The following is a 16,411-nucleotide window of genomic DNA, read 5'->3' as shown; positions in this document are numbered from 1 at the left end:
GGCTGCCGGGGGCAAAACACGGCCCTCGGCGGCCGAGCAATCAGAGGGTTCACGCTCCTCTTCGGCAATGCCCATTTGCGAAAGCATTCTGAATATCCATCAGGTCAGCGCGTTACGCGCCACCGTGAAACGTGCTGAAGCCGAGTTGCGTGTGGCCTCCGCCGAAGCCGATCTCAAGCAAGCCCGCGCCGACCAACTCGAAGCGATGCAGTACGCCCCTGACCCCGAGTCCGACTGGGGTGCGCGGGCTGACCGTGACCGTGACGCCGCGATCGACAAAGCGAACGGGGTGCGGTGATGAAGACTCTGACAGCGACGCAGGCGGCAGCGATGTGGTCCGACCTGCGCGGCCACTTCGTCAACGCCGAGCGGAAGATCATCGAGATCATCGAAGCCCGTGCGTGGGAGCCGTTGGGTTTCGAGTCGTTCGCCGAAGCGTGGGCGTCGAAGATGGCCGGGGTGCGCCTGGCGACCGATGAGGTTCGGGCGCATGTGGTCTATGCGATGTTCGACGGCGGGATGGATGACGAGCAGATCAACGCGAATCTTGGTGTTGGGTCGGGTGTCTCGGATCGTCAGGTGAAGGTTCTTCGGCGGCAGCGGTCGAATGGGGTGCCGGTGTCGTTGGCGTCGACCGTGGTGCGTTCGCACTACCGGCGGCGGCCGTCTGAGCCGAGGACCATCCGCGTGGAACTGCATTCCGCCGAGTATGCCCGGTATGTGGCTATCGCTAAGGATCTCGAGCGGGACGTGGCTGACATTGCTACGGAGGCTGTGCGGTTGGCGTTCGGGGAGTTGGCATGAGTGACAAGCCGATCCCGCACGGGACAACAACCGGGTACAGCCGCTACAAGTGTCGGTGCGAAGGATGTAAGGCCGCGTATGTCGCATACAAGCGCCGCTACCGCGAGGCGAATCGCGAGGCCATAGCGGAACGCGACCGCCGCTACCGCGAGGCGAATGGCGAGGCCATAGCGGAACGCGACCGCCGCTACTACGAGGCGAATCGCGAGGCCGTGTTGGAACGCCGCCACCGCTACTACGAGGCGAATCGCGAGGCCATAGCGGAACGCATGCGCAGCTACCACAAGGCGGCGGGCGATCAGATCAACGCCCGCAGTCAGCGTCGGAACGCGCTCACCCGCGACAATGCCACCCGCGCATGGATGCCCTGGACAGCGGAAGAGGATGCAGTTGTCATGGATTACGACCTGACAACCATCGAGGCCGCATCAATCCTCAAACGGACGCTGAAAGCGGTCAACCGGCGCCGCCACTTCCTCAACGCGGCGGTCGGGGTCGCGTCATGAAAGACCATCGCCCGGGCCTGCTCGCCGACCTCGACGACGGAACCAACAAGACGATCATCGCGGTCGAACCCGGGCTGAACGGCAAGCCCGTCGTCGCGATCGAGTGCTACAGGCGCGACCACGACTTCGACCCCGTGGTCGTCTACCGCACCGCCATCCCCGCCGCCGCAGCCCTTGCCCTCGCCGCCGGCATCCAGAACCAGCTGAAGGAGCACACCGCATGACCGCTGAGATCCAGGCGCACACCGACGCCGACCTTGCCTACCAGGCCGTGATGCTCAAGACCATCCTCGACCTCGTGACGGTCCGTTTCAAGGCCGTGAAAGCCATTGCCGACGAGCAGTTCCCGAAGGGTGCCAGCATCCCCGCCCGTCAGAACATCGACGGCCAGGACGTGAAGCTGGGCCGTGTCATCAAGGCGGACCCGAAGCCGATAGCGAAGATCGTCGACCGAGACAAGTTCCATGAAGCCTTGCGCACCCTGCACCCCGAGGATCTGAACGTCACCGTGCAGCTCGGCGATACGGCGGAGATCGCCGCGGTCCTCGCCGATCACGGGCGCGAGGATCTGTTCACGGTTGTCGAGGTCGTGCCCGAGTGGATGGAAGCGGCGAAGCTGCGCGAGGCCCTGGCAGGCCGCAGTTACCCCGGTGTCGAGGTCGTCACCCCTGGTGGGGTGGTGTCGGCCCGGGCGGAGGAGGCGGCGAAGGATCTCGTGCGGGAGTTGCTGTCGGGTTCGACGGTGCCGCTGCTCGCGATCGAGGGCGGTGCGGCATGAGCATCGAATTCGCCCCCGCCACCAAGAAGGCATCGAAGGCGCGCATCGCCCTGTGTGGCCCGTCAGGGTCGGGCAAGACGTACACCGCCCTCACCTTGGCAACTGCCCTGTCTGACCGTGTGGCCGTCGTCGACACCGAACGCGGTTCCGCCTCGAAGTACGTGGGCCTCAACGGCTGGCACTTCGACACCGTCACCCCCGACCGGTTCTCCCCGCTGTCCCTCGTCGAGACGCTCGGGGTTGCCGCCGGCGCCGGATACGGGGTCGTCGTCATCGACTCCCTCTCGCACTACTGGATGGGCGCCGACGGAATGCTCGAGCAGGTCGACAAGCGATCCGGGGCAAACAAGTTCACCTCCGGCTGGAAGGCAGTCGGCCCGGAGGAAAAGCAGATGATCGATGCGATGTTGACCTACCCGGGGCATGTGATCGCCACGCTCCGCACGAAGACGGAGTACGTCATCGAGGAAAACGAGCGCGGAAAGAAGGAACCGAAGAAGGTCGGCATGAAGCCGATCCAGCGCGACGGAATCGAGTACGAATTCGATGTCATCGGCGACTTGGATCACGAGAGCCGACTGACGATCTCGAAGTCGCGTATCTCCTCACTGTCCGGTCAGGTCATCAGTTCGCCTGGTGTCGAGCTCGCGGCCACGATCGCCGACTGGTTGGCCGAGGGCGAGCAGTCTCCGACGATTACCGAGTTCCGTGAGCGTTCCGAGAAGGCTGGGTCGGTCGAGGAGCTGAAGGCGCTGTGGGCTGAGGTCCGCGATCAGGGCATGGCGAACGCTCCCACGGTCGATGCGAGCGGCCGACCCACGGTGCTCGGCGATTTCATTGTGAGCCTGAAGTCGTCGGTCAAGCCCGAAGGCGGTCAGTGATGAGTAAGTGGGATTACGAGGACTGGCGCCATGAAGCGGCCTGCCTCGTCGTCGACCCCGAGCTGTTCTTCATCGAGAAGGACGACGAGGACCGCCACCAGAAGAAACTTGCAGCGCAGCAGATCTGCGCCAGCTGCCCAGTCGAGCCGCAGTGCAGGGACTTCGCGGCAAACACCGGTCAAGAGTATGGCATTTGGGGTGGGCAGGGAATGGGGCGCATCCCCAAAGCTGAGCGGACTCACTGCAACCACGGGCATGCACTCGAAGGCAACGTGCACATCAGCCCGGAGGGGCGCCGCCGCTGCAAGACATGCATGAAGCAGCAGAACGACCAAGCGCTGCAGCGTAAGCGTGAACTCCGCACGCGGAAGGCGGTGTCGGCATGAGAACCACAGGCTTCCCCGCGAAGGTTCGCAACCTCATCGACAACCGTGCCGACGGTGCGTGTGAGGTGTGCGGGCGAGCGTTCTGGGACGTCATTCACCACCGCCGGCCCCGCCGCTCCGGGGGTTCCCGCAAGGAGTCCACCAACCGGGCGTCGAACGGTATCGGGGTCTGCTCACGCTGCCACGACGTCATCGAATCCCGCCGGGAGGATTCCACCCGGGACGGGTTGTTGATCTCCCAGTTCGACCACCGCAAACCCGCCGAGATCGGTGCCGAACTTCGCTACGGGCGTGTGTTGCTCGACGACTTCGGCGGCATCCATGACCAGCAGGTGCCGTTTTGACCAGCGCCTATGACCTGTACGGGTTTTCGACTTACGACCCGGACATTCTCGACGAGCGGCACGCGCTGTCGTGTGCGGGGTGTCCGAAATGCCAAGACATCTTCTGAGAAGGGGAAAGCATGACCCGCCACGAACTGACCTCCCTCGCCCTCGCTGTCGCCATGTCGGCGGCGGGGGTGGCGGTAGGCGTCGCACTCATCACCGCCTGGGCGGCAGAACAATTCGAGAAGAGGCTGGCATGGGCGATCGTAGAGACCTAGAGGGATTGATCGAATGCACTGCGGAAGTGAATGACCGCAACGAGATCATCAACCTCGACCATGTTGTCGATGAGATCCTCGCCGCCGGATGGCGTAAGCGGCGCACCATCACCACCGTCGAAGAGCTCGACGCCCTGCAGACCGCGCAGTCGCTCATAGACGGCCCGGAAGATCCCGTCCCCGCCCTAATCCGCGACGCACAGGGCGTCAGCCATCAGCGGGACGTGTGCAACGCCGGAATGGACATCAAGCACGGCTGGTCCGCCACATGGGAGTCGTTCGGATTTGCCCGCGACTGTGCTAGCGAAGAGATCCCTCTGCCCGTCACCGTCCTGTACGCCCCCGAGGAGGGCGCATGAGTGCGGAGAGAATCGAAGGATTCGGAATCTATTGTGACGGTTGCGAAACCGAGCACGACGAGGGACAACCCGTATGGGACACCCCCGGCGAGGGGATTGACAGCGCCGTCTGTAGCGGCTGGTTCTACAGCAGAGAGAAGTATTTCGACCGAATTCTGTGTCCGCGCTGCCAAACCTGTGAGGTCTGCAAAGCGCCAGGGCATGAGGTGGACGGCCACCTGGTGTGCGAAGAGCACGAGGACCACGGCTTCACCCTTCCCGCCGCCGTCGCACCCTGGGACGGTCCCCGTGGCTAACACGATTCGCGAGGTGGCGGGGTACAACATCCGCACATCCGAACCCCGCAGCGAGTGGGCCGTTCGCTGGTGGGAGGACGACGGAGGCACGATCGAGCGTGTATTTCCGTACGGCATCTATCGCGAGCAGGCCGAGCAGCAGTTTCGGGATCTGCGCAAAACCGAGATCGCTCTTCGCCGAAAACTCGGAGAACCCGATTTCTCCTTCCACGCCGAACTTCTCACCCGCGAAATCCCTGACTGGACGATCGTGAAAGGACCCGCAGACAATGCCTGACCTGACCCCCGATGAACGCCTCAGAGACACCGTGACCTATCTCCTGTCAGCGGGCTACACCGCTGAGGACATCGACCAGGCCGCGAAGCTCCTCGAGGGCGGCGCCTCGTGATCACCGTCATCACCTGCCGCGGCATTGGTGAACCGCCCCCGTCCCCGATGCTCGAGAACGTCACGAAGCTGTTGGACCCCGAGCGGTTTCGAGTCGTGCCGCTGTGGTGGAGAGCGCAGTACGGGCCGGTGCCCGACCCGCAGGGTGTCTCGTTCGACGAGGCGCTACGCGATGGCCGCGACGAACTCCTATTCAAAATCCGACGTTCCCGGAATCCAGTGATCCTCGTGGGTTACTCGGCGGGTGCTGCGTTGGCCGGCAACGTGGCCGCCGAGATCGGAATGGGCGAGCACCCCGACATCGACCTACGCGGTGTCGGGTTGATCTCCGACCCGCTGCGCGACCCCATGAACGTCGTGAACGACGAGGCAGCGGGCTTCGGCATTGCGGGGGCACGGCACATCCCCAAGGGCCGCTTCCCCGTCTGGCAGCTCGCGGATCCAGCCGACGTGATCACCTGCTGCCCACTCGATTCGCCGCTACGCACGTTCGCAGACCAATCCGCTGCCTTCTCGCTCGCCGACCCGCAGGCGTGGGGCTCGGACATGATCGACCGCCTGCGGAAAAAGCGGTGGCAGCCCACCATCCGGGACTGGCGCAACATCCCTCAGGTGTGGTGGGCGTACACGCAGGCCATTTCCGACGCGAAGGGCTACCTCACCGACGACCACGTGTCCTATCACATCCGGAACTACCCCGGGAGGAACAGGACTTACACGGAATGGCTTGCCGACCGGATCAACCAGATTGAGGAGTGAGCATGAATCTGTTCGTTGACGATGAACGTCCCGCACCACCAGGTTGGCTTCTCGCGACGGGCTGGCGGGAAGCCACCGAGGTGCTGCGGATCTGCGCTGCGGCGGGGGTGGGGCTCGACGCTCTCTCCCTCGACCACGACCTCGGCATCGGCATCGGCATCGGCATCGGGGAAGAGACTGTGAGGCCGCTCCTCGAGATCATGCAGGCCCACACTTGGTGGCCTAGTGAGCTGTTCGTCCACACCGGCAACGAGGCCGCCGAAGCGCGGATGCTCGACTTCATTCGCACGCACGCCCCAGCGGGTGTTTTACGTGGGTGGGGCTGCAACTTTTGGGGCACCGGCCCGGACTCGCAGATTCAGAACTGGGAGCAGTCATGACCCACGACTGTGGCCGGTCCATAGTCGGCATCCTCCAGGAGAACGACGAGCTCACCGCTGAGCGGGATGCCGCCCGTGCCGCTCTCACCCGAGTGCGTGCCATCGCAGACGTGTGGGAGCGGGAAGCAAGTGATGGCGGCGTGTTGCCGGAGATCCGCCGTAGGCACGCCGCCGAGATCCGTGAAGCCGCACGGGAAGGCGGGAAGTGATGCGCGAGAAGCGGACCACCACAACGACAGACCGGGAGAACCATGCGGAGGCGTGCCGGCAGCGCGGATGGTTCCCAGGAACACTCCTCGAAGGCGATCATGGTCACGGTCCCAGCGTCATTCGGATCACTGCGCTCGGAGAGTCGGAGATTCTCGCCAGGATGGTTCGACACGACGGCGAACCAGTCGCTGCGCGAGAGCGCAACTGGACCCTTTCCTGCCGTGACTGGAAGCGGGTGGCCCAGTGACCGCCCAGCTCGACATGACGATCGGCTCACTGTTCTCCGGCTATGGCGGCCTGGACCTCGCCGTGCAGAAAGTATTCGGCGGCGAGGTTGCCTGGCACTGCGAATGGGACAAAGCGCCATCCGCGATCCTCGAACACCACTGGCCTGGCGTCCCAAACCTCCATGACGTCACTCAGGTGGACTGGGCCACAGTGCCGCCCGTTGACATCCTCACCGGCGGCTACCCCTGCCAGCCATTCAGTGCCGCCGGCCAACGGAAGGGAACCGACGATGACAGACACCTCTGGCCCTACGTCCGCGAAGCAATTCGCGTCCTACGACCCAGATTCACAGTCCTGGAAAATGTGGCCGGCCACCGGTCTCTGGGGTTCGATCGAGTACTCGCAGACCTGGCCGAAGACGGGATGCATGTCCGATGGGCAAGCGTTCGAGCTTCCGACGTCGGTGCCCCACACCACAGAGAGCGGCTCTTCATCCTCGTCACATTTCCCGACACCGAAAGCATCCGACGGGATCATGGGCAGGCCGAGAACTTCGGGCCGTCCGATCGAAAAATCCACGCATCTCGGAACGATCGTGACCTTACTACCGACACCGACAGCATCCGATGCGTCGGGCGGCGGGATGCATCCGAGCAAACGGGTGGGCCACACCCGGCAACTGATCGACTACATCCTCTTGACTGGGGACCGTACGACGCCGCTGTCCGACGGTGGGAACGATTGACCCGTCCGGCACCGGCTCCCACCGAACCCAACCGCAACAGCCGGCCACGACTGTCGGCCACGTTCGCCGAATGGATGATGGGCCTCCCCGCTGACTGGGTCACAGATCCGGCAATCGGACTCACCCGCTCCGAGCAACTCAAAGCCGTCGGCAACGGGGTTTGCCCACAACAAGCCACTGCCGCCATCCGGGCTGTCCTCGCCGCACAGGCGAGCGCATGAGGGTCACCTGCCCCGTCTGCCGGCGCCCTGTCGAGGCCACGGACACGACCGGCCGGGTGTGGTCGCACAACGACACAGCACGCGGCATGTGCCAGATGACGGGGCATTGCGTGCCCATCGAAGACGAACACGAGAGGAGGGCGGCGGCATGAGGATCCGCTCAATCAAGCCGGAGTTCTGGCGGTCGGACGACATCACGCCTCTCCCGATCGAGGATCGACTGCTGTTCATCGGCCTCTGGTCCTACGTCGACGACAACGGCGTGGGGCGCGACAAACTCGCGGATATTTGCGCAGACCTGTTCGCTCATGACCTTTCAGTGAGTCCTCACGGAACCCTCATGCGAATTGATGACGGCCTCAAGCACCTTCATGCAAGCGATCTCATCACCCGCTACAGCGTCGACGGAAGGCAGTTTCTGTACATCCAGAAGTGGAAGGCGCATCAGAAGATCAATCGCCCTTCGCCCGGACGGTACCCACCTCCTACCAGCGACGACGCCGTATTCACTGAATCCTCACTGAGTGCTCATGACATCGACAGTGAGGCTTCACTTCCCGGAGCAGGGGAACAGGGGAACAGGGGAACAGGGGAACAGGGGATAAAGAACTCTTGCTCACCGGCTGCGCCGACGAGCGAATATCCCGATGCGTTCCAGGACTTCTGGGACGAGTACCCACGCAAGGCGGGGAAGCGGAAGGCGCTCGCCGCATGGCAGCGCGCATGCCGGCGGGCGTCGGAGTCCGAGATCCTCGACGGCGCCGTCCGCTACGCCCACGATCCCAACCGCGCCGACCAGTACACGAAGTACGCCGAAGGCTGGCTGGGCGGCGACGGGTGGCTCGACGAACCACTCCCGACCCGACAGGACCTCCGTCCGGCCCTCGGGGAAGTCTCCCGCGCCGACCAGAAGGTTCAGGGCTGGCTCGACATCGGATCCCGTCTCACCAACCAGCCGAAAGGAATCGCATGATCACCGACGACGACAAGATCACGGCGACCATGGTCCTGGCCAAGTGCGCCGCGAACGATCCCTGGTTCCCCAACGGCGGCGAGGCCACCGTCATGGCATGGGCCGAGGTGTTCTCCGACGCCAGGTTGCCCCGTGAGGATCTCCTCGCCGGGGTGGCACGGGCATACCGGCTCGCCAAGGAGGGATTCCGGCCGCTCCCCGGTCCTATCGTCGAGCACTCCAAAGCCGCGTACTTCGAATCCATTCAGGCGCTGCCCGAGGACCGCCGCGAGGCGATGGAGGAGGCGTCGCACGTCCTGCAGGGCATGGGCATCGCCCCGCCCGAGGCGCATCGGTATGCCCGGAGGGTGGCGCTGGGTCGTACACCGCAGCTTCAGCTCACCGCCGAGCAGACCGCGGAGTTCCGGCGTCGGCTGGCCGAGCGTCGGGAGCTGGTGGCCGAGCCGCGTAAGGCGATCATCGGCACGTCGTGGTTCAAGGCGGCGGCACGATGACCCGAAACCGTGCCAGCGCCAAGGCCGCCGGCGCCCGCTTCGAGCGACTGATCGCAGACGGCCTCGCAGCGGCCCTCGACGACGACCGGATCGACCGGCGCGTCAAGAACGGCGCGAAGGACCGCGGCGACATCGGAGGGGTCCGCATTCACGGCCAGAGGCTCGTCATCGAGTGCAAGGACACACCCACCCTCAAGTTGCCTGAATGGACGCGAGAGGCGCGGCTAGAGGCCGGGAATGACGACGCCCTGGCGGGTGTGGTCGTCCACAAACGCCGAGGGACAACCGATCCGCTCGCGCAGTGGGTCACCTGCACCGTCGCAGACCTCGTCGCACTCATCACCGGACAACGAACCGAGGAGACCAAATGAACGAGCACATCGCGTACCTGATCTGCCAGCTGTCCGAGATGCAGCACAGCGGAATGGACTTCGACCGGGTCGTCTTCACCGCACCCATCGGGCGGCTGTGATGAGCGTCTACTTCACCGCCGATCTTCACCTCGGACACGAAAAGATCGCCGACCACCGCGGCCACACCAGCATCGAGGAGCACGACCAAGCGATCATGGACACGATCGTGGCCCTGCCGCACGGCTCCCACCTCTGGGTCCTCGGTGACCTGACGATCGGGCGCCGCCGAGACGAAGACAAGTGGCTCCGCGAACTCGGCGTGGTCGCTCAGGTTCGGGCGCTGGACCTGCACCTCGTGCCGGGAAATCACGACTCCTGCCACCCCATGCACCGAGACTCGCACCGACACCAGCGCGGATTCCTGCACGTTTTCGAGTCGGTGCAGCCGTTCGCCCGCCGCAGGATCGCAGGCCACGACGTGCTGCTGTCCCACTTCCCATACCAGGGTGATCACACGGCCGAAGACCGGGCGACACAGTACCGGCTCCGCGACGAGGGCCTGTGGCTTCTGCACGGGCACACCCACAGCAGCGAGAAGCGGTCGACGCGTCGTCAAATCCATGTCGGCTGGGATGCCTGGCAGCGGCCGGCACACCTCGACGAGATCGTCGAACTGATCGAAAGCGGTGACCACCAATGACCCGCTACTTCTACGACACCGAGTTCCTCGAAGACGGCAAGACCATCGACCTGATCTCCATCGGCATCGTCGCAGAGGACGGACGGGAATTCTACGCCGTCAATGCGGACATGCCCATCGAGCGGATCCGCGAAGACACCTGGCTGATGAAGAACGTGGTGCCCCAGCTGCCGCTCGCCCGGGAGCCGCGCCGCCTCTCGCCCGAGTTGTGGCTCTTCTGCCTCGACCTCACCAACGCCGCCGTGAAACCGCGCTGGGTGATCCGCAACGAGGTCCGCGAGTTCCTTCTCTCCGACCCCAGCTTCACCGATCTGTGGGCCGACCACGCCGCCTACGACCACGTGGTGTTGGCCCAACTTTTCGGCAAGATGATCGATCTACCGGACGGCATACCGGAGTACACCCACGAGTTCCAACAGGAAGTGTCGCACGACCTCGACGCCCCGGAGCTGCCGGAACAGGAATCGGGCCTGCATAACTCGCTCGCCGACGCACGCCACCTCAAGGCGTGCTTCGAGTACCTGAAGGGGCTTTCGTCATGACCCTGGCCACCTACCGCGGCCACACCTGGCGAGTCGCCGCCACCCGCCACTGGCCCATCCCGCACGTCGAACTCGAAACCCCGGACGGTGGACGCCTGAGCGCACCCGCCCACCACTGCCACATCCACGAGGAGCGACCGTGAACGACACCGATCACCTGTTCCTGACCCGCGCCGAGATCCGCCAGCTCGTGACGATGCTCCAGGAGATCCCCGAGCTGGTAGAGGATCTCGCGATCACCATCACCCGGCAGGACCGGATCGTCGCGAAGGGCGGCCCGAAGCTCAGCCGAGGCAGCGACGAGCAGCCGTTGGTGTTCAACGTCAACGCATCCGAGGTGGCCGACGACCTGCACGGCACCCTCGTCGGCTGGGTGCGGCACGTCTGCGAGAGCCGGGCCATGGCCTACGAGGGCCACGTGTCCACGCTCAGCCTCGCAAGGTGGTTGGACCGGCACGTGATATCCCTCGCCATGACCGAGGGCTCGGAGGAGGCACTGGACGAGATCAGCTACGCCATGAGGAGGGCACGACGGGCGATGGACCTGCCGCGACCATCGAAGGTGCTATTCACGCTCTGCGTCCAGTGCGGAAGTCGCGTCGAAGCTGACGCCGAGAGTGAATCCGCAACGTGCCAGACGTGTGGGAGATACTCGACCATCACGGAGGTGCGGGAAGTTCTTGACGAGAACATGGATGGAATGATCCTTTCCGCGAAGGAGGTAGCGGCAATGATTGCGATCCGCTATGGAGTCTCGGTCAAGCCGAAGACCGTCTACGACATGGCGTACCGCAAGAACGACCCCATCGCGACGGTCGCGCTCCCCGACGGGACGTCAGCATTCCCGCTCGGACTGGTGATAGCTGACCTACGCCAGAAGGGGAAGATTGCGTGAGCAAGCACGACATTTCCACCTGGCAATGCGGAGTCTCAACGTGCACTGCGTATGTAACCAGGCATGTTGCCACTACCGGAATGTATCTCTGCCAGGAGCATCTACTCCTCGCGTGGGCTCTCGTGCAGGAGCAAATCGCGGATGGTCGCCCGGCGAAACGTCCCGAGCTGGTCCCTGGACTGAAGGTTCCCGACCCTGATCCATACGAGGGCTGGGTGTACTACCTGCGCGTCGGAGGCCTGATGAAGATCGGCCACAGTATGGACTTGGTCAAGCGGCTTTCGAGCTATCCGCCTGGTTCAGAGTTGATCGCTGCGAGATGCGGTTCTCGCAAGTTTGAGCGGGCCGAGCATATTCGCTACGACGTGCACTTGGCGGAGGGGCGAGAGTGGTTTCACATCTCCGACGAGTTGATCCAGGACGTCCTTCGCGAGGATGACAACAGGCCGAGGAATGAGTCGGACCTATTCCTCGAAGGGTGCTGGAGGCGAATAAAGGCACAGGACGCGCGGGACAGAGTGACCTACGGCCGAAAAGCCATCTGATAGGCTTCGCCTAGGCGCGAGAAGTGGGAAACCACCTCGCGCCTTTGTCGTCTCACCGGCACCTGTACAGCGAAGGAGCGCGTCATGAGTGACATCGTGGACTTCCTTCGGGCCCGCATCGACGAAGACGAACAGCTTGCACGTGAGGCGGCACAGCGAACCGCCTGGGGTGACCGATCGCTCCCCACCTGGCACGTGAGTAGCGATTCCATGATGTCGGGCTCTGCTGGTGTAGATGCCGGAGCCTTGAACGATCCGCAGACTCACAGAATCCCGGTCGTCAGCGACGAGGGCTTCCCGACAGTGGAGCAGGCCCGTCACATCGCCCGCCACGACCCAGCTCGGGTGCTGCGAGAAGTCGAAGCGAAGCGGCGGATCATCGACCGGGCGCAAGAGCTGTACGACGACCCATTCGACACGGAACTATTTGTGGAATACCGGGCGGCCATCCTTCCGGGTATGGCCGCCGTGTACTCGGACCACCCCGACTATCAACCAGAGTGGGCGAGTCGCTGATTCGTCAGCTCCCTTTGTCGTCTCACCGGCAACCCTGTTCGGCGCAGTCGGTGAGACCTTCCCGTCCAGGGGCGCGCCTGGATTCCCGATGCAACCCCGCCAGCTTGCCGCCGCCGCACCCTCAGGGAAGCGTCCGCCGCGAGCGCGACACATCGGCACCACCGCGCATCAGCTCCCGCCCGGTGAAAGTCCGTCCGCCCGCTCTGGTTCAAGTTAGACGTGAGTCGAGTTCAGCCAAGACCTGCTTGCTGCTCGCCTGACGTAGGGCATCAACAACGCCGACTCCATCAATGTCATCGGCCCTCAAGTATCCAGTCCGCACCAGCTCGACGCCGGCCTTCCTGCCGTATGCCCGGGCAAGTGCAATGACGTTCTGAGGGCTCAGCACTCCACGGGATAGCTGCTTGGCAATCGTGCTCTGGTCGATGTCGATCCGTGCGGCAGCCGCGCGGTAGCTATCGGCTCCGATTACCTCACCGAGCCATTCCCTGTGATTCATGGAGATGGATTCTGTCACCACTGCCATGAAATGTACGAACCAACAGAAGGCGAATGTCCGACTCCCTCGGGCTTGGGGCGGATCAACTTCTCAGGAGGCACTGTGAACCCGATCGACGCAATCACCAGCATCACCGGTCACGTGCTCATCCGCATCGGCCGCGCCATCGTCGGCGACGCACCGGAGACCACGGCCCCCGCGCCGATCCACATCGAGGCCGTGCACGTGCACTACGACGGCCCTGCGCCGAGGGGGTCCACTCCGGAACCGCCAAAGCTCTTCACTCACATCTTCCGCAGCAAGCGATAACCGAGAGGGTGTCATGACTAAGTACGCGCTGGGCGGCATCATCCCGAACCCCGACGACATGAAGCGCTGGCCGTTGCCTGCGACCGAATGCCTGATCGCACCGCGAGACGGCGACCTCGTATGCGTCCGACCCGATCACACACACCCCGAACCCTGGGCCACGAAGGCGCAGATAGAGCTGCGCCTGACGGAACTAAAACAGGCAAACCCAACCCCAAGGAGCACACCATGATCGGATCACTCAGCATCGACGACATCACCACCATCGGCGCGGCGTTGGTCGAGATCGGCAAGATCCTTGTCCCGCTGATCTAGGTGGATGACTGAGAGGCCCTTGCATGCCACGCGCAAGCAAGCGGGTGTGTGCAGTGTCCGGTTGCCCTGCCATGCAGGCGGATCGGCTGTGCCCGCCCCACCGAGCCGAGCGAGAGCGACACCAGAGGCAGACCACCCCGACCAAGAGGACCCGCACCTGGGGCGAGCAGAAGCGCCGCAAGGCCGCCGTGGACAGGCATCGCGCGACTGTTGGCAACTGGTGCCCCGGCTATCAGCGGCCGGCACACCCCGCCGCCGATCTGACCGCCGACCACATTGACGAGATCAGCCTCGGCGGTGCACCCGACGGTGAGCTGCAGGTGTGCTGCCGGTCGTGCAACAGCGCCAAGGCAGGGCGCCGACAAGCCTCTGACCTACGAAAAAGCTGAACGTCCGTCGACTGTCCACACGCTCTGACCGGCGGAAACGTGCACCCCCAGGGGGGTATCCCTAAGGGGGGCAACGTCCTTCGCCGTGGGTGAGGGCGGAAAACCGCGCGGAGGGTTCAGAACTTCCGAAGATCCACGTCGCCGGCGCAATGCTGGCGGCCTGTCTGAGGTGGCGCAATGCCGCGCGAGGAGTGATGAACATGGTGCGTGGAGGTGCTCGCAATCGTTCCGGTCCGCAGGCTGACCAGAACTCGGGCCGCTCGGATCGGCGTGGGTTGAGTTTCACCGCGTTGCCGAGCGGGGGGTTCACCGAGAAGCCGCCAGAGTGGCCGTTCCCGAAGGGCTCGACTCGGGAGCGTGCGGTGTGGCGGAAGGTGTGGACCTACCCGCAGGCGGCGCAGTGGATCAAGGAGCCGTGGCGGTGGGAGACGATCGCGATGTGGGTGCGGCGGAAGGTGCTCGCGGAGGCTCCCGATGCGACGGCCGCCGATGTGACCGCATTGCATCGGCTTGCCGATCAGATCGGTTTGACCCCGGCGGGGCTGAAGGACAACGGGTGGCAGATCGCGGCTGACGAGGTCGCGTCGAAGCGGGCGGAGAAGCCCGCGAAGCAATCGAAGTCGGCCCCGGCCCGGAGACTCCGGGCGGTGTCCGATGGCGGAGGCTGACGGCTTCGTTGTCGACTTCCCCACCCTCGGGGACATCAGTGACGCCTGGATCCGCCGGCACTGCCGCATCCCTGACGGTTACCGGCGGGGCGCGGAGTTCGTGTGGTCGGACTGGCAGTTCTGGTGTGCCGCGAAGTATTACCAGGTCCGTTCTGGTGCGCAGTGGCAGGTCGGCGAGTCCGGTTCACCGGAACCGTTGTTCAACCAGGCGTTCACGTATCGGCGCGCACAGATTGTGGCCCCGCAGAAGACGGGTAAGGGTCCGTGGGCGGCGTCGATGACCTGCCTCGAGGCGGTGGGGCCGTCGCAGTTCTACGGCTGGGCCGAGGCCGGTGACGGGTACGCGTGCTCGGACTGGGGTTGTGGGTGCGGCTGGGAGTACGAGTACCAACCGGGTGAGCCGATGGGGATGCGTCATCCGTCGCCGGTTATCCAGTTGACGGCGAACAACGAGGACCAGGTCGGCAACGTGTATCGGCCGTTGACGGCGATGATCAAACTCGGGCCGCTGTCGGATCTGATGTTCCCCCGCGAGGGGTTCATCCGCATCGCCGGTGAGAACGGTGGCGACGACTTCGATCGGATCGACGCGGTCACCTCGAGCGCGCGTGGCCGTCTCGGTAACCCGATCTCGTGGGCGCTGCAGGACGAGGCGGGTCTGTATACCAAGGAGAACAAGATGGTGTCGGTCGCCGAGACGCAGCGCCGCGGTGCCGCCGGCATGAACGGCCGCACAATGGAGACCACGAACGCGTGGGATCCGTCGGAGAGTTCCACCGCGCAACGCACTTACGAGTCGCAGGCCCCGGACATTTTCAAGTTCTTCCGGATTCCCCCGAAGAGCTTGTCGTGGGGGAACAAGCGGGACCGCCGCAGGATCCTCAAGTACGTCTACGACGGATCTCCGTGGGTGAACCTCGACTCGATCGAGGCAGAAGCAATGGAGTTGAACGAAACCGACCCGGCGCAGGCCGAGCGGTTCTTCGGGAACCGTCTGGTGTACGGCCAGGGCGCTTGGCTCAAGTCAGGACTTTGGGAGGCGCGGTATGCCGGCCTTGTGGCTTCCGAATCCTGATCCGGGAATAACGATCTGCGCCGGATTCGACGGATCGGAGAACAACGACTGGACTGCGATCCGGTGCGAAACCCTCGACGGATTGCAGTTCACCCCGCGTTACGGGCCGGATCGTCGTCCAACGATCTGGAATCCAGCCGAATGGGGTGGGCAGGTCCCCCGCGGTGAAGTGCACGCAGCTGTCGATGAGATATTCACGACCTGGAGGGTGGGCCGCTTCTACGCCGACCCGCAAGACTGGTACTCCGAGATCGGCGACTGGTCACTGAAATACGGCGAGGACCACGTCTCGGAGTGGCCGACGAACAAGATCGACCGAATGTTCCACGCGATCCGCCGATTCGAGACGGACCTGTCGACCGGCCGGATCACCCAAGACGGTTGCCCGATCACCGAAACGGCCATGGCCAACTGCAAAAAAGTAGCCAAACCTGGCCAGAAGTACATCCTCGGCAAACCCGCCGACCATCAGAAGATCGACCCCGCCATGGCGTCGATCCTCGCCCACGAGGCAACCGCCGACGCCCGGGAATCCGGGTGCACCGACGAGGTCGCCGACAACCGAATGTTCTGCTTCTGAACGAGAGGAGGGC

At 64.2% G+C, this 16,411-nt stretch carries 32 protein-coding genes; 31 read left to right on the top strand and 1 reads right to left on the bottom strand.

What is annotated here, in order from left to right; translation table 11 throughout:
• Window positions 1–67: 67 nt before the first annotated feature.
• From RM2_RS24520 to RM2_RS11775, 25 genes are all read left to right on the top strand, one after another.
• Window positions 68–298, top strand: coding sequence for a hypothetical protein (locus RM2_RS24520; RefSeq protein ID WP_072689346.1), 231 nt, complete (start codon window positions 68–70; stop codon window positions 296–298).
• The gene (locus RM2_RS11885) at window positions 298–804 is read left to right on the top strand and encodes a hypothetical protein (RefSeq protein ID WP_072689345.1); all 507 of its coding nucleotides are present in this window, start codon (window positions 298–300) and stop codon (window positions 802–804) included. Before RM2_RS24520 ends, RM2_RS11885 begins: the two co-directional genes overlap by 1 nt.
• The gene (locus tag RM2_RS11880) at window positions 801–1,310 is read left to right on the top strand and encodes a hypothetical protein (protein WP_072689343.1); all 510 of its coding nucleotides are present in this window, start codon (window positions 801–803) and stop codon (window positions 1,308–1,310) included. Before RM2_RS11885 ends, RM2_RS11880 begins: the two co-directional genes overlap by 4 nt.
• Window positions 1,307–1,534 (top strand): hypothetical protein, encoded by a 228-nt coding sequence (locus tag RM2_RS11875; protein ID WP_072689341.1) that lies wholly within the window; start codon window positions 1,307–1,309, stop codon window positions 1,532–1,534. Before RM2_RS11880 ends, RM2_RS11875 begins: the two co-directional genes overlap by 4 nt.
• A complete protein-coding gene (locus RM2_RS11870) occupies window positions 1,531–2,088 on the top strand; it encodes a hypothetical protein (RefSeq protein ID WP_072689340.1) in 558 nt (185 codons plus the stop codon). Before RM2_RS11875 ends, RM2_RS11870 begins: the two co-directional genes overlap by 4 nt.
• A complete protein-coding gene (locus tag RM2_RS11865; protein WP_072689338.1) occupies window positions 2,085–2,969 on the top strand; it encodes an ATP-binding protein in 885 nt (294 codons plus the stop codon). The genes RM2_RS11870 and RM2_RS11865 overlap by 4 nt, the downstream gene beginning before the upstream one ends.
• Window positions 2,969–3,355 (top strand): WhiB family transcriptional regulator, encoded by a 387-nt coding sequence (locus RM2_RS11860; protein ID WP_072689337.1) that lies wholly within the window; start codon window positions 2,969–2,971, stop codon window positions 3,353–3,355. Before RM2_RS11865 ends, RM2_RS11860 begins: the two co-directional genes overlap by 1 nt.
• Window positions 3,352–3,699, top strand: coding sequence for an HNH endonuclease (locus tag RM2_RS11855; protein WP_072689335.1), 348 nt, complete (start codon window positions 3,352–3,354; stop codon window positions 3,697–3,699). The genes RM2_RS11860 and RM2_RS11855 overlap by 4 nt, the downstream gene beginning before the upstream one ends.
• A gap of 119 nt (window positions 3,700–3,818) precedes the next feature.
• Window positions 3,819–3,959, top strand: a complete 141-nt coding sequence (locus tag RM2_RS24515; protein WP_169846722.1) for a hypothetical protein — start codon at window positions 3,819–3,821, stop codon at window positions 3,957–3,959.
• A 26-nt stretch (window positions 3,960–3,985) separates the two neighbouring features.
• Window positions 3,986–4,318, top strand: coding sequence for a hypothetical protein (locus RM2_RS11850; RefSeq protein WP_072689332.1), 333 nt, complete (start codon window positions 3,986–3,988; stop codon window positions 4,316–4,318).
• Window positions 4,319–4,606: 288 nt separating this feature from the next.
• Window positions 4,607–4,891, top strand: a complete 285-nt coding sequence (locus RM2_RS11840) for a hypothetical protein (RefSeq protein ID WP_139277749.1) — start codon at window positions 4,607–4,609, stop codon at window positions 4,889–4,891.
• A gap of 108 nt (window positions 4,892–4,999) precedes the next feature.
• Window positions 5,000–5,761: an alpha/beta fold hydrolase gene (locus RM2_RS11835; RefSeq protein ID WP_072689325.1), complete on the top strand. Its 762-nt coding sequence runs from the start codon at window positions 5,000–5,002 to the stop codon at window positions 5,759–5,761.
• A gap of 2 nt (window positions 5,762–5,763) precedes the next feature.
• Complete coding sequence (locus tag RM2_RS11830; protein ID WP_072689323.1) at window positions 5,764–6,141, top strand: cyclic-phosphate processing receiver domain-containing protein; 378 nt, start codon at window positions 5,764–5,766, stop codon at window positions 6,139–6,141.
• Window positions 6,138–6,350, top strand: a complete 213-nt coding sequence (locus RM2_RS11825; RefSeq protein ID WP_072689320.1) for a hypothetical protein — start codon at window positions 6,138–6,140, stop codon at window positions 6,348–6,350. The genes RM2_RS11830 and RM2_RS11825 overlap by 4 nt, the downstream gene beginning before the upstream one ends.
• The gene (locus RM2_RS26060) at window positions 6,350–6,598 is read left to right on the top strand and encodes a DUF7241 domain-containing protein (protein ID WP_072689317.1); all 249 of its coding nucleotides are present in this window, start codon (window positions 6,350–6,352) and stop codon (window positions 6,596–6,598) included. The genes RM2_RS11825 and RM2_RS26060 overlap by 1 nt, the downstream gene beginning before the upstream one ends.
• Window positions 6,599–6,612: 14 nt before the next feature.
• Window positions 6,613–7,545, top strand: a complete 933-nt coding sequence (locus tag RM2_RS25900) for a DNA cytosine methyltransferase (RefSeq protein ID WP_072689456.1) — start codon at window positions 6,613–6,615, stop codon at window positions 7,543–7,545.
• Between the two features lie 148 nt (window positions 7,546–7,693).
• Window positions 7,694–8,518: an LvrA C-terminal domain-related protein gene (locus RM2_RS11810; protein ID WP_072689314.1), complete on the top strand. Its 825-nt coding sequence runs from the start codon at window positions 7,694–7,696 to the stop codon at window positions 8,516–8,518.
• Window positions 8,515–9,012, top strand: coding sequence for a hypothetical protein (locus RM2_RS11805; RefSeq protein ID WP_072689312.1), 498 nt, complete (start codon window positions 8,515–8,517; stop codon window positions 9,010–9,012). Before RM2_RS11810 ends, RM2_RS11805 begins: the two co-directional genes overlap by 4 nt.
• Complete coding sequence (locus RM2_RS11800) at window positions 9,009–9,383, top strand: hypothetical protein (protein WP_072689452.1); 375 nt, start codon at window positions 9,009–9,011, stop codon at window positions 9,381–9,383. Before RM2_RS11805 ends, RM2_RS11800 begins: the two co-directional genes overlap by 4 nt.
• Window positions 9,384–9,483: 100 nt before the next feature.
• Entirely contained in the window at window positions 9,484–10,065 is a 582-nt protein-coding gene (locus tag RM2_RS11795) for a metallophosphoesterase (protein ID WP_072689310.1), read from the top strand.
• Window positions 10,062–10,607, top strand: coding sequence for a 3'-5' exoribonuclease (locus RM2_RS11790; RefSeq protein WP_072689308.1), 546 nt, complete (start codon window positions 10,062–10,064; stop codon window positions 10,605–10,607). The genes RM2_RS11795 and RM2_RS11790 overlap by 4 nt, the downstream gene beginning before the upstream one ends.
• Entirely contained in the window at window positions 10,604–10,750 is a 147-nt protein-coding gene (locus tag RM2_RS24510; RefSeq protein WP_169846721.1) for a hypothetical protein, read from the top strand. The genes RM2_RS11790 and RM2_RS24510 overlap by 4 nt, the downstream gene beginning before the upstream one ends.
• Window positions 10,747–11,502 (top strand): hypothetical protein, encoded by a 756-nt coding sequence (locus RM2_RS11785; protein WP_072689305.1) that lies wholly within the window; start codon window positions 10,747–10,749, stop codon window positions 11,500–11,502. The genes RM2_RS24510 and RM2_RS11785 overlap by 4 nt, the downstream gene beginning before the upstream one ends.
• An 80-nt stretch (window positions 11,503–11,582) precedes the next feature.
• Window positions 11,583–12,047 carry a GIY-YIG nuclease family protein gene (locus RM2_RS11780; protein WP_072689302.1) on the top strand — a complete coding sequence of 155 codons (465 nt, stop codon included), beginning with the start codon at window positions 11,583–11,585 and terminating at the stop codon, window positions 12,045–12,047.
• A gap of 84 nt (window positions 12,048–12,131) precedes the next feature.
• Window positions 12,132–12,563: a DUF6221 family protein gene (locus RM2_RS11775; protein ID WP_072689300.1), complete on the top strand. Its 432-nt coding sequence runs from the start codon at window positions 12,132–12,134 to the stop codon at window positions 12,561–12,563.
• 208 nt (window positions 12,564–12,771) lie between these two features.
• On the opposite strand, the gene RM2_RS11770 is transcribed toward RM2_RS11775, so the two are convergent.
• Window positions 12,772–13,062, bottom strand: a complete 291-nt coding sequence (locus RM2_RS11770; protein ID WP_072689448.1) for a hypothetical protein — start codon at window positions 13,060–13,062, stop codon at window positions 12,772–12,774.
• Window positions 13,063–13,164: 102 nt separating this feature from the next.
• Here RM2_RS11770 and RM2_RS11765 point away from each other — a divergent pair, with 102 nt between their 5' ends.
• The 6 genes from RM2_RS11765 to RM2_RS11745 all read left to right on the top strand — a co-directional run bounded on the left by RM2_RS11765 (window position 13,165) and on the right by RM2_RS11745 (window position 16,398).
• Window positions 13,165–13,371 (top strand): hypothetical protein, encoded by a 207-nt coding sequence (locus RM2_RS11765; protein WP_139277747.1) that lies wholly within the window; start codon window positions 13,165–13,167, stop codon window positions 13,369–13,371.
• A 120-nt stretch (window positions 13,372–13,491) separates the two neighbouring features.
• Entirely contained in the window at window positions 13,492–13,686 is a 195-nt protein-coding gene (locus RM2_RS23900; RefSeq protein WP_139277746.1) for a hypothetical protein, read from the top strand.
• Window positions 13,687–13,709: 23 nt separating this feature from the next.
• Entirely contained in the window at window positions 13,710–14,075 is a 366-nt protein-coding gene (locus tag RM2_RS11760) for an HNH endonuclease (protein ID WP_072689296.1), read from the top strand.
• A gap of 194 nt (window positions 14,076–14,269) precedes the next feature.
• Window positions 14,270–14,743 (top strand): hypothetical protein, encoded by a 474-nt coding sequence (locus tag RM2_RS11755; protein WP_245813862.1) that lies wholly within the window; start codon window positions 14,270–14,272, stop codon window positions 14,741–14,743.
• Entirely contained in the window at window positions 14,730–15,818 is a 1,089-nt protein-coding gene (locus tag RM2_RS11750; RefSeq protein ID WP_072689294.1) for a terminase, read from the top strand. The genes RM2_RS11755 and RM2_RS11750 overlap by 14 nt, the downstream gene beginning before the upstream one ends.
• Entirely contained in the window at window positions 15,790–16,398 is a 609-nt protein-coding gene (locus RM2_RS11745) for a terminase (RefSeq protein ID WP_072689292.1), read from the top strand. Before RM2_RS11750 ends, RM2_RS11745 begins: the two co-directional genes overlap by 29 nt.
• Window positions 16,399–16,411 lie beyond the last annotated feature (13 nt).

Origin of the sequence: Rhodococcus marinonascens NBRC 14363 (genome assembly GCF_001894885.1) — a bacterium.
In the GTDB taxonomy this organism is placed as follows: Bacteria; Actinomycetota; Actinomycetes; order Mycobacteriales; family Mycobacteriaceae; genus Rhodococcus_F; species Rhodococcus_F marinonascens.
The sequence above is the reverse complement of the archived record's forward strand: the minus strand, read 5'-3'. Positions and strand labels throughout refer to the sequence as shown.

Coding starts and splice junctions, on each gene's coding strand:
- RM2_RS24520 (WP_072689346.1), top strand. CDS start 68: ATGCCCATTTGCGAAAGCATTCTGAATATCCATCAGGTCAGCGCGTTA.
- RM2_RS11885 (WP_072689345.1), top strand. CDS start 298: ATGAAGACTCTGACAGCGACGCAGGCGGCAGCGATGTGGTCCGACCTG.
- RM2_RS11880 (WP_072689343.1), top strand. CDS start 801: ATGAGTGACAAGCCGATCCCGCACGGGACAACAACCGGGTACAGCCGC.
- RM2_RS11875 (WP_072689341.1), top strand. CDS start 1,307: ATGAAAGACCATCGCCCGGGCCTGCTCGCCGACCTCGACGACGGAACC.
- RM2_RS11870 (WP_072689340.1), top strand. CDS start 1,531: ATGACCGCTGAGATCCAGGCGCACACCGACGCCGACCTTGCCTACCAG.
- RM2_RS11865 (WP_072689338.1), top strand. CDS start 2,085: ATGAGCATCGAATTCGCCCCCGCCACCAAGAAGGCATCGAAGGCGCGC.
- RM2_RS11860 (WP_072689337.1), top strand. CDS start 2,969: ATGAGTAAGTGGGATTACGAGGACTGGCGCCATGAAGCGGCCTGCCTC.
- RM2_RS11855 (WP_072689335.1), top strand. CDS start 3,352: ATGAGAACCACAGGCTTCCCCGCGAAGGTTCGCAACCTCATCGACAAC.
- RM2_RS24515 (WP_169846722.1), top strand. CDS start 3,819: ATGACCCGCCACGAACTGACCTCCCTCGCCCTCGCTGTCGCCATGTCG.
- RM2_RS11830 (WP_072689323.1), top strand. CDS start 5,764: ATGAATCTGTTCGTTGACGATGAACGTCCCGCACCACCAGGTTGGCTT.
- RM2_RS11825 (WP_072689320.1), top strand. CDS start 6,138: ATGACCCACGACTGTGGCCGGTCCATAGTCGGCATCCTCCAGGAGAAC.
- RM2_RS26060 (WP_072689317.1), top strand. CDS start 6,350: ATGCGCGAGAAGCGGACCACCACAACGACAGACCGGGAGAACCATGCG.
- RM2_RS25900 (WP_072689456.1), top strand. CDS start 6,613: ATGACGATCGGCTCACTGTTCTCCGGCTATGGCGGCCTGGACCTCGCC.
- RM2_RS11810 (WP_072689314.1), top strand. CDS start 7,694: ATGAGGATCCGCTCAATCAAGCCGGAGTTCTGGCGGTCGGACGACATC.
- RM2_RS11805 (WP_072689312.1), top strand. CDS start 8,515: ATGATCACCGACGACGACAAGATCACGGCGACCATGGTCCTGGCCAAG.
- RM2_RS11800 (WP_072689452.1), top strand. CDS start 9,009: ATGACCCGAAACCGTGCCAGCGCCAAGGCCGCCGGCGCCCGCTTCGAG.
- RM2_RS11795 (WP_072689310.1), top strand. CDS start 9,484: ATGAGCGTCTACTTCACCGCCGATCTTCACCTCGGACACGAAAAGATC.
- RM2_RS11790 (WP_072689308.1), top strand. CDS start 10,062: ATGACCCGCTACTTCTACGACACCGAGTTCCTCGAAGACGGCAAGACC.
- RM2_RS24510 (WP_169846721.1), top strand. CDS start 10,604: ATGACCCTGGCCACCTACCGCGGCCACACCTGGCGAGTCGCCGCCACC.
- RM2_RS11780 (WP_072689302.1), top strand. CDS start 11,583: ATGTATCTCTGCCAGGAGCATCTACTCCTCGCGTGGGCTCTCGTGCAG.
- RM2_RS11775 (WP_072689300.1), top strand. CDS start 12,132: ATGAGTGACATCGTGGACTTCCTTCGGGCCCGCATCGACGAAGACGAA.
- RM2_RS11770 (WP_072689448.1), bottom strand. CDS start 13,062: ATGAATCACAGGGAATGGCTCGGTGAGGTAATCGGAGCCGATAGCTAC.
- RM2_RS23900 (WP_139277746.1), top strand. CDS start 13,492: ATGCGTCCGACCCGATCACACACACCCCGAACCCTGGGCCACGAAGGC.
- RM2_RS11760 (WP_072689296.1), top strand. CDS start 13,710: ATGCCACGCGCAAGCAAGCGGGTGTGTGCAGTGTCCGGTTGCCCTGCC.
- RM2_RS11755 (WP_245813862.1), top strand. CDS start 14,270: ATGAACATGGTGCGTGGAGGTGCTCGCAATCGTTCCGGTCCGCAGGCT.
- RM2_RS11750 (WP_072689294.1), top strand. CDS start 14,730: ATGGCGGAGGCTGACGGCTTCGTTGTCGACTTCCCCACCCTCGGGGAC.
- RM2_RS11745 (WP_072689292.1), top strand. CDS start 15,790: ATGCCGGCCTTGTGGCTTCCGAATCCTGATCCGGGAATAACGATCTGC.